This window comes from Nocardia sp. NPDC004722 (genome assembly GCF_053601505.1).
In genome coordinates, this window is record NZ_JBSGBY010000383.1 from 1 (window position 1) to 8,170 (window position 8,170).

The 8,170-nt window shown below is 67.2% G+C and carries 9 protein-coding genes and 1 pseudogene; 6 read left to right on the top strand and 4 right to left on the bottom strand.

All coding sequences use genetic code 11. The features are described from left to right. The 3 genes and pseudogenes from ACWELQ_RS30215 to ACWELQ_RS30225 form a co-directional block, all read left to right on the top strand. Positions 1-325: pseudogene (locus ACWELQ_RS30215) on the top strand (ABC1 kinase family protein); the annotation flags it as partial. Positions 326-453: 128 nt separating this feature from the next. Further along, a complete protein-coding gene (locus ACWELQ_RS30220) occupies positions 454-729 on the top strand; it encodes a hypothetical protein (protein WP_452400434.1) in 276 nt (91 codons plus the stop codon). 91 nt (positions 730-820) lie between these two features. Next, positions 821-1,171: a hypothetical protein gene (locus ACWELQ_RS30225; protein ID WP_452400435.1), complete on the top strand. Its 351-nt coding sequence runs from the start codon at positions 821-823 to the stop codon at positions 1,169-1,171. Between the two features lie 55 nt (positions 1,172-1,226). Here ACWELQ_RS30225 and ACWELQ_RS30230 read toward each other — a convergent pair whose 3' ends face one another. Further along, entirely contained in the window at positions 1,227-1,463 is a 237-nt protein-coding gene (locus ACWELQ_RS30230) for a hypothetical protein (RefSeq protein WP_379364851.1), read from the bottom strand. Between the two features lie 326 nt (positions 1,464-1,789). On the opposite strand from ACWELQ_RS30230, the gene ACWELQ_RS30235 reads away from it, so the two are divergent. Next, the gene (locus ACWELQ_RS30235; RefSeq protein ID WP_452400436.1) at positions 1,790-2,134 is read left to right on the top strand and encodes a hypothetical protein; all 345 of its coding nucleotides are present in this window, start codon (positions 1,790-1,792) and stop codon (positions 2,132-2,134) included. 62 nt (positions 2,135-2,196) lie between these two features. On the opposite strand, the gene ACWELQ_RS30240 is transcribed toward ACWELQ_RS30235, so the two are convergent. From ACWELQ_RS30240 to ACWELQ_RS30250, 3 genes are all read right to left on the bottom strand, one after another. Next, positions 2,197-3,369: a mandelate racemase/muconate lactonizing enzyme family protein gene (locus ACWELQ_RS30240; protein WP_452400437.1), complete on the bottom strand. Its 1,173-nt coding sequence runs from the start codon at positions 3,367-3,369 to the stop codon at positions 2,197-2,199. 10 nt (positions 3,370-3,379) lie between these two features. Continuing rightward, on the bottom strand, positions 3,380-4,663 hold the full coding sequence (locus tag ACWELQ_RS30245) for a cation:dicarboxylate symporter family transporter (protein WP_452400438.1): 1,284 nt from the start codon (positions 4,661-4,663) through the stop codon (positions 3,380-3,382). Positions 4,664-5,054: 391 nt separating this feature from the next. Continuing rightward, the gene (locus tag ACWELQ_RS30250; RefSeq protein ID WP_452400439.1) at positions 5,055-6,170 is read right to left on the bottom strand and encodes a mandelate racemase/muconate lactonizing enzyme family protein; all 1,116 of its coding nucleotides are present in this window, start codon (positions 6,168-6,170) and stop codon (positions 5,055-5,057) included. Positions 6,171-6,295: 125 nt separating this feature from the next. Between ACWELQ_RS30250 and ACWELQ_RS30255 the strand changes: the two genes are divergently transcribed. Then, the gene (locus ACWELQ_RS30255) at positions 6,296-6,982 is read left to right on the top strand and encodes an FCD domain-containing protein (protein ID WP_452400440.1); all 687 of its coding nucleotides are present in this window, start codon (positions 6,296-6,298) and stop codon (positions 6,980-6,982) included. A 155-nt stretch (positions 6,983-7,137) separates the two neighbouring features. Beyond that, positions 7,138-8,170: MFS transporter (locus ACWELQ_RS30260; protein WP_452400441.1), on the top strand; the 1,033-nt coding region annotated here is incomplete at its 3' end.

The following is an 8,170-nucleotide window of genomic DNA, read 5'->3' on the forward strand; positions in this document are numbered from 1 at the left end:
TCTGGTCTCCGACGACAGCGGTGACGACGCCACCATCGGCCGTCAGCTCGCGGTCGCGCTGGGCCCGGTGCTCTCCGGCAGTCTCGACAAGCTGGATCTCGGCGTCGTTTCGGCGCGTCTGCTCGAATTCGGTAAGCGCCGCGGCGCGTCGGGTCCGCAGCAGCTGGTGCTGATGGGCAAGCAGCTGGGCTACTTCGAGCGCTACGCGGTGGCCCTGGCCCCCGGCTGGAAGCTCGGCCGCGACCTGTACCTGTTCCGCAATATCTTCCCCGCTGAGGTGGCCGCCAAGGCCGCCGAGAACGGCGTCACCCTGCCCGTCGACTGATCCCGGTCGGCCCTCGGTCCCCGCGGCCGTCGCTGTCAGCGCGCTATCGGTGTGCTGTCGGCGGCGGCCGTCATCGTTCTTCTCACAGCCGGAAACACCAGCTCCGGTCCAGTACAGGGAGAAGAACAATGCCCAACTACAACGTCCTCGCCGACCTGATCACCAGCCACACCGACCAGGCTCGCGCCCAGTCCGAGCGCATCATGCGTGCGGCCGCGCTGAAGGCGCACACCGCCGTCGCGAAGGCGCAGGAGAAGTCCGCTGAGCGGACGACTCCGGACCACCTGAGCAAGGCCGAGATCAAGCGACTGCGCACCGAGGCGAAGTCCCAGGCCGCCCGGCTGCGCGCCGACCTCCGCGAGCAGGCCGCCCGCCTGGCCGCCGACCTCACCGCCAAAGCTTGAGAGAACGGCCAGGAAACCCTCAGGCTACGACCAGAATCGCCCGGCACTGTGGAGAGCGGAAACAGTGTCGGGCGAGCGTGTGAGGTGCGGAATGGTCGAATTGGACGTCTCCGGAACCACCGTGACCGTGCGGGTCACCGGGTCGCATCGGTTCCTGGCGCTGCGTGATCATGTGAGTTTCGATCTGTCGCAGGTGAAGCGGCTGGGGCCGGCGCCGGTGGATCTGCGGCCGCCGTGGGTGCGGGCGCCGGGCACGTTCTTTCCGGGCGTGATCGCGGCGGGGATCTTCCGCGGTAAAGGCCGCAAGGAATTCTGGGATACGCGTTTCGACGGGCAGGCCGTGCTGATCGATCTGGCGGGCTCGGATATCACGCGATTGGTCGTGGATGTAGAGGATGCCCAGGCCGTGTTGCGCGGATTGTCGTCCGTGCTGGCGGCCTGAGCATCGCGGTTCGCATTCTGGGAGTTAGTGGTTCCGGCTTCGTCGACGGAAATCGTCACGGAGTGGGGCAGAGGAATCCGCCGCTGGGCGGCGGTACGGGAACAATCCTTTCCGGGGCCACCGGGGCCCCGGCTCCCGGTCCGCTTCCCGCGGGCGTGGAGGCCCGCGGAGCGCCGGGGGCGGCGGGCGGCGTAATTTCGCCGGAGCCCCAGGCGGAGGAGGGGTTGAGGGTGAGTACGGCGGCACAAACGAACGCACCGACGAGCAGGCCGATGGCTTTCTTTCGTGTCATGGACAACGACGGTACAACCAGCTCAACGTAATTCGTGGGATGCGCGTGCGCCCGGAATGTCGCGACCTGCTGATCGCCTGTACAGGTGCGTGAATTCACTTGCGGCGCAACCAAACCAACCGGTCGGATAAAGCCGTTTCAGATTATTGTGTTATGCACTGTGCCAGCACACGTTTCGATAACGAACTGGCGTGTCGGAGGCCATTTCGTCCGGTTCTGCGATCGACTACCCGGGAAGGAACGCACCGGGAGGGAGTCGGATGAGCGCAGGGCCGGGTACGAGGATCGCCCTTGGTGGGGCCCTTACGCTGGCGTTTTGCGCCGGGTTGACGGTTCAGGCACCCTTCGCGGCGGCGGTCGGGGGCTGCGGTGCGGCGCTGGGTGACTATCAGGGCGAATTCACCGCGGCCGAGGATTCCTCGAATGTGCTGGCTTTCGACGGTGCGGGCGGTATCGCATTCCGTAGTGCGCGGTCGGGCGCGGGGGAGGGGATTTACGCCGTCATTCCGTCGGGTGGATTCTCGGCGGCCATGCGTATGACCGGGGGTGCTGCCGCGACATCGATGGTGAAGAGCGTGACCTTCGTGTGTCCGGCTCCGGGGACGCAGGTCATGAGTTTCCGTTCACTGGATGAGAACAGTGCGCGCTTCAGCTATGTGCGGTCGAAATGAAAACCCATATCCGATGAGGGACATGGGTTTTCGGCTCCCTTGATTATCCGGTGCAGTACTGGTCAGTCGTGCAGCGCTCGGAAGACGTTGTACAGCAATGCCTTGTCCTCGAACCCGATACCCGGCGTGTCCGCCAATCGAATTCGGCTGTGCGCGATGACCGCATTGTCGGCGAAGCCGCCCGTGGGCTGGAACTCGCCCGGATAGGACTCATTGCCGCCCAGGTGCAGGGCCGCCGCGATGTGCAGGGCGAACTGGTGCCCGCCGTGCGGAATGCAGCGCCGCGACGACCAGCCCTGCTGCCGTAGCAACCGCTGAATGCGGAGGTATTCCACCAGCCCGTAGCCGAGCACCGGATCGAATTGCAGGATGTCGCGGTCGGGCCGCATGCCCGCGTAGCGCAGCAGGTTGCGGGCGTCCATGCGGGAGAAGAGGTTCTCGCCGGTGGCAAGCGCCCCGGGATAGCGTTCGGCCAGGGTGGCGTGCAGTGCGAAATCCAGTGGGTCGCCGGGCTCCTCGTACCAGCGCAGCTCGTAGGGGGCCAGCGCGCGGCCGTAGTCGAGGGCGGTGTGGAGGTCGAAGCGGCCATTGGCGTCCACGGCCAGCCGGGACCCGTCGCCGCCGAGCACGTCCAGGACGGCTTCGACGCGTTTGACGTCCTCGGCCAGGTCCGCGCCGCCGATCTTCATCTTCACGACGTCGTAACCCTGATCGAGGAAAGCGCGCATCTCGTCCCGGAGTTGGGGCAGTCCTTTCCCGGGGGCGTAGTAGCCGCCCGCGGCGTAGACGAACACCTCCTCGTCAGGCTCGCCGAGGTCGTACTCGTTGGCCAGCCAGCGGTAGAGCGGGACTCCGGCGAGTTTCGCGGCCAGGTCGTAGAGGGCCATGTCGACGACGCCGACCGCGACCGATCGCTCGCCGTGGCCGCCCGGTTTCTCGTTGCGGGTCATGACATCCCACGCCTTGACCGGGTCCACGGCGGCGCCGTCGGCGGTGAGCAGGGTGTCGGGATCGGCGGCGAGCAGGCGGGGGATGACGCGGCGGCGCAGGATCTCCCCGGCGCTGTAGCGGCCGTTGGAGTTGAAGCCGTAGCCGACGACGGGCCGCCCGTCACGGATCACGTCGCTGACCACGGCGACGATGGAGCAGTCCATGGCGCTGAAGTCGATGAAGGCGTTGCTCATGGACGAGCTGATCGGGACGGTGCCTTCGTGGATGGCGAGTATGCGGGGCACGTAGAGCTCCTCAGAGTTGTTGGATCACAGGGGTTTCGGCGGGTGTCATGCCGATCTCGCGAGCGGCCACCACCCGGTCGATGCCGTCGGGTTCGAAGCGGGCCACCACCACCGTGGCCACGGCATTGCCGAGCACATTGGTGGCCGCGCGGGCCATGGACAGGAACCGGTCCACCGACAGCACCAGTGCCAGACCGGCGATGGGCACCAGCGCGGTCGCGGCGACGGTGTTGGCGAGGGTCACGAAGGCCGAACCCGAGACGCCCGCGGTGCCTTTGGACAGCAGCAGGAACACGGCGAACAGGGTGAGCTGATGGCCCGCGGACATCGGCACGCCGTACACCTGCCCGATGAACACCACGCAGATCGGCACCACCACCGCGACGCCGTCGAGGTTGAACGAGAATCCCGCGGGCACCACCAGGCCGATGACCTTGCGGCGGCAACCGACCGTCTCGAGCCGCTCCATGAGCTGGGGGAGTACCGCTTCGGAGGAGGCGGTGCCCAGTACGACGAGCAGTTCCTTGCGCAGCACCCGGATCAGCCGCAGCAGCCGGAACCCCGCCAACCGCGCCACCACCCCGAGCACCAGCAGCACGAACGCGACCAGCGCGAGAATCGAGACCAGCACCAATTTGACCAGGGCGGTGAGGGTTTCGGGCCCGTACTTGCCGACGGTGGCCGCCACCGCGCCGAAGGTGCCGATCGGTGCGAGCAGCATGATGAGCGCGATCATCTTGAAGAAGACGGTGCTCAGCGTCGCGCACGCGGCCGTGACGGGTGCGGAGATCGTGCGCGGCAGCGCCAGCAGCGTGAGCGCGAACAACACCGCGAAGATCAGCACCTGCAGCACGCCGCCGGTGCTGAACGCGCCAACAGCGTTGTTGGGCACCAACTTCGACAGGAACGAGGTCAGCGAGGTGTTGTGCTGATCGGCGCTGACATAGCTGGAGAGCTGATCGGAGGCATGCTTCGGCTTCGGCACCCCGGTCCCCGGATGCAGCAGATTCACCGCCGCCAAACCGAGCAGCATCCCGACGGTGGTGACGATCTCGAAGTACAGCAACGCCTTGAGCGCCACCCGCCCCACCGACTTGAGCTCCCCGGCGGTCATGATCCCGGTGACGATCACCAGAAACACGATCGGCGCGATAGCCACCTGCACCAACGAGATGAAGATATTCGCCACCGGCTGCAACCCCGCCGCATAATGCGGTGCGGCAACACCGAATGCAGCCGCAGCAATCGCCGCGACCAGCACTTGCAGGCTGGTACTCGCGATCAGCCGCCGCACACGCGCCTTCGGCTCAGCCGCCCTAGCGGTAGCCGCCGATCCACGGACCACCGCTGATTCGGACGTGCGTAAAGATCCCGGGGTGGCCGGCAAGTCGGCGGTGCTGGAGATCCCAGCGGTGCGGGCCGATTCGGGGATGTCGGCCGAGTTGGCGGTGCGTCCTATCGGGTGAGTGGTGCTGGCAATTGATCGAGTTGTGCCGGAGGGGTGTTCGGTGGTGTCTGAGAGTGGGGCGGCGGTGTCTGGTGGTGAGCCGGTTGCGTCGGTGGTCGAGTCTGTTGTGCGGGGTGGGGGATCGGCGGGGTTGGTGGGCGGTTGCGTGTGCCCGGAGGGTGGGTCGGTGGCGGGCAGGCCCGAAAGCCCGTGGGTGTCCATGTCACTCGCCGCCTTCTCATCGCCGGGGAACGAGGGTGTCGCGCAAAGCGTCTCGGTCCACGGTGAGGCCGAGGCCGGGGCGGTCGGGGACGGCGATGCGGCCGTTGACGGGGTGGGGCGAGTCGGGGAACAGCAACTGTCCGACCTGGGCCATGCCCACATGCCATTCGAGGAGCCAGCCGTTCATCAAGCCGGCCAAGGCATGGAGGTTGAAGAGGGGCCAGCCGCCGCCGTGGGCGAGGGGGAGGTTGTAGGTTTGGGCGAGGTGGGCGGCTTTGCGTTGTTCGGTGAAGCCGCCGCAGTAGCAGGCGTTGGGTTGCAGGATGTCGACGGCGTGGTGTTCGACGAGTTCGCGTAGGCGCCAGCGGTGGCCTTCCATCTGTCCGGCGGCGATGGGGATGCGGGTGTGGGCGCGGAGGTCGGCGAGGGCTCGGGCGTCGTTCTGCTGCAACGGTTCCTCGAACCAGGTGAGGTGGGCGTCCTCGATCTCGCGGCAGAGCATGGTGGCCTCGGTGGGGGTGAACAGGTAGTTGGCGTCGATCATCAGGTCGATGTCGTCGCCGACGGCCGCGCGGATGGCGTGCACCCGGGCCGCGTCCTCGCGCCAGCCGCGAGGATCCACGGCCACAACGGATTTCAACGCGGTGAAGCCCTGATCGACGTGCAGGCGGGCCGCGGCGGCGAGGGTCTCGCGGTCGTACTGCGGGAACCCGAACGTCACGTAGACCGGCACCTCGGTGCGGGCCCCGCCCAGCAGGCTCGCGACCGAGCGCCCGGCGTCCTTGCCCTTGATGTCCCACAGCGCGATGTCGAGCAGTGACAGCGCGCTCGACACCACCCCGGTCATGGCGCGCGGGTTGAGCCGCTGCCACACCCGCTGGTGCACGGCCTCGATCTCGCGCGGGTCGAGGTCGACAACGGCCGGTAGGAAGTGTCTTTCGAGGGCGACCACGACGGCGTGGGCGAGAAAGTGCCCGGTCACCGCGACGCCGGTGAGGCCCTCGTCGGTCTCGACCTCGCAGAACACGAACTCCTTCTGCTCCTCCCGTCCGTAGCCGCGGACCCGTTCGTCCAGCAGCGGGACCTCGATCGAGGTGGTGTGCACGCTGGCGCGAATGTCCTTGATCCTCATCGCATTGCCTCCCTCGGCTCCGGTCGCCGGTGGCTCCGGCTGTCCGGTGGACCGAGTGTGCGCGGCTGGATTGTCAACTGTCAACGATTTGCAATTGACAATTCGAGGGTGCATACTGCGGCCTCATGGCCCAGGAACCCGAGGCGATGTCGGCGCTACAGCAGCGGCTGGCCGAACGGCAGCAGAACTCGCTGCCCCAGCTGATCGTCGAAGAGCTGGAACGGATGATCATCTCCGGCGTGCTGACCGGCGGCGACCGCATCAACGAGTCCTCGCTGGCGCTGCGGCTCGGTGTGAGCCGGGGTCCGGTGCGCGAGGCGTGCCGGCAGCTCGAGCGCAGTCGCCTGGTCGAATTCCGCACCAACCGCGGCATGTTCGTGCGGGAGATCTCGGTGCAGGAGGCGGCGCAGCTCTACGACATCCGCGCCGGACTGTTCCGGCTGGCGGGCAAGCTGGCCGCCGCCCGGGTGAGCGCCGAGGATCTGACCCGGTTGCGGGACAAGGTGACCGCGCTGACCGCGGCCGAGGCGAGCACCGACGACTACTACCCCGGTAATGTCGACCTGCACCGGGATCTGGTGGCGCTGGCGGGCAATCCGCGCCTGGCCGAGCTCTACGACGGGGTCTCCAAGGAGCTGCACCTGTTTCGCCGCCATGGTCTGGAAACCGCTGCGGCCCGCCACATCTCGAACACCCAGCACGCCGAGATCCTGGATTGCCTCGCCGCCGGTGACGTCGAGCGCGCGGGCGAGCTGATGGAGGCGCACGTGCTCGCGGGCAAAGCGCGCATGCTCGCGGCGGCCGAGGGCTGAGATTCGGGGTCGGCGGCGCGGATCGCCGGATCCGCGCCGCCACCTATCTCTTCAAACCCTTGTGGGCCGCGTCACAGAATGAGTAGCATGCTACTCATTCTGAAAGGCATGCCACTTGAGGTGGCTGCCGAGTTTTGCGTCCATGTGGAGGAAAGATGGACAAAGTCGTAGTCCGCCCCGAGGATTCGCCTTTCGGCTCGAGCGTCCTACGCAAGGTGACGATCCGTTTGGTCCCGCTGCTGGTGATCGGGTACATCGTCAGCTACGTCGACCGGATCAATATCGGCTTCGCGAAGTTCGGGATGGACAAGGCGTTCGGGATGAGCGCCACCCAGTACGGGTTCGTGGCGGGCATCTTCTTCGTCGGTTACATCCTGGCGGAGGTCCCCAGCAATATCGCCATGACCAAGGTCGGCGCGCGGGTCTGGCTCAGCCGAATCCTGGTGACCTGGGGCATCATCGCGGCCGCCACCGCCTTCGCGCCCAACTTCACCACGGTGTGCGTGCTGCGGTTCCTGCTGGGTGTGGCCGAGGCGGGCTTCTTCCCCGGCATCATCGTCTACCTGACCCGCTGGTATCCGAATGCCCAACGCACCAAAGTGATTTCGACGGTGATGGTGGCGATCCCCCTCGCGAGCGTGCTCGGCGGACCGCTCAACGGCTGGATCCTGGACGCCTTCGACGGGGCGCTGGGCCTGGCGGGCTGGCGCTGGGTGTTCGTGGTCGGCGGCGTGCCCGCCATCGTGCTGGGCGTGCTGTTCTTCCTCACCCTGACCGATACGCCGCAGCGGGCGCGCTGGCTCAACGACAGCGAAAAGGCTTGGCTGACGGGGCTTCTCGCCGCCGAGGATGCCGAGCGCGCGGTGGCCGCGCCGACCGGGCACCGCGCGGCGCTCAAGGACAAGCGGGTCATCGCGCTGTGCCTGGCCTACTTCCTGCTGTTGTGCGGCGCCTACCCGCTCACCTACTGGATGCCGTCGGTGATCAAGAAGGCCGGGCACGGGTTGAGCAGCTTCCAGGTCGGCTGGCTCTCGGCGGTGCCGTTCCTGCTGGCGGCGATCTGTATGTACTTGACCGGCCGCGCGATCCGCAACGAACGCTCGTCCAGGCCGGTGCTGGTCGCGCTGGCCGTCTCGATCGTCGCCTTCGTGGTGACCGCGGTCGAGTTGTCGGTCCCGGCCCTCGCTT

What these genes read in the sequence shown, in the direction of transcription:
- ACWELQ_RS30220 (WP_452400434.1), top strand. Translation starts at nt 454, where the DNA reads ATGCCCAACTACAACGTCCTCGCCGACCTGATCACCAGCCACACCGAC.
- ACWELQ_RS30225 (WP_452400435.1), top strand. Translation starts at nt 821, where the DNA reads ATGGTCGAATTGGACGTCTCCGGAACCACCGTGACCGTGCGGGTCACC.
- ACWELQ_RS30230 (WP_379364851.1), bottom strand. Translation starts at nt 1,463, where the DNA reads ATGACACGAAAGAAAGCCATCGGCCTGCTCGTCGGTGCGTTCGTTTGT.
- ACWELQ_RS30250 (WP_452400439.1), bottom strand. Translation starts at nt 6,170, where the DNA reads ATGAGGATCAAGGACATTCGCGCCAGCGTGCACACCACCTCGATCGAG.
- ACWELQ_RS30255 (WP_452400440.1), top strand. Translation starts at nt 6,296, where the DNA reads ATGGCCCAGGAACCCGAGGCGATGTCGGCGCTACAGCAGCGGCTGGCC.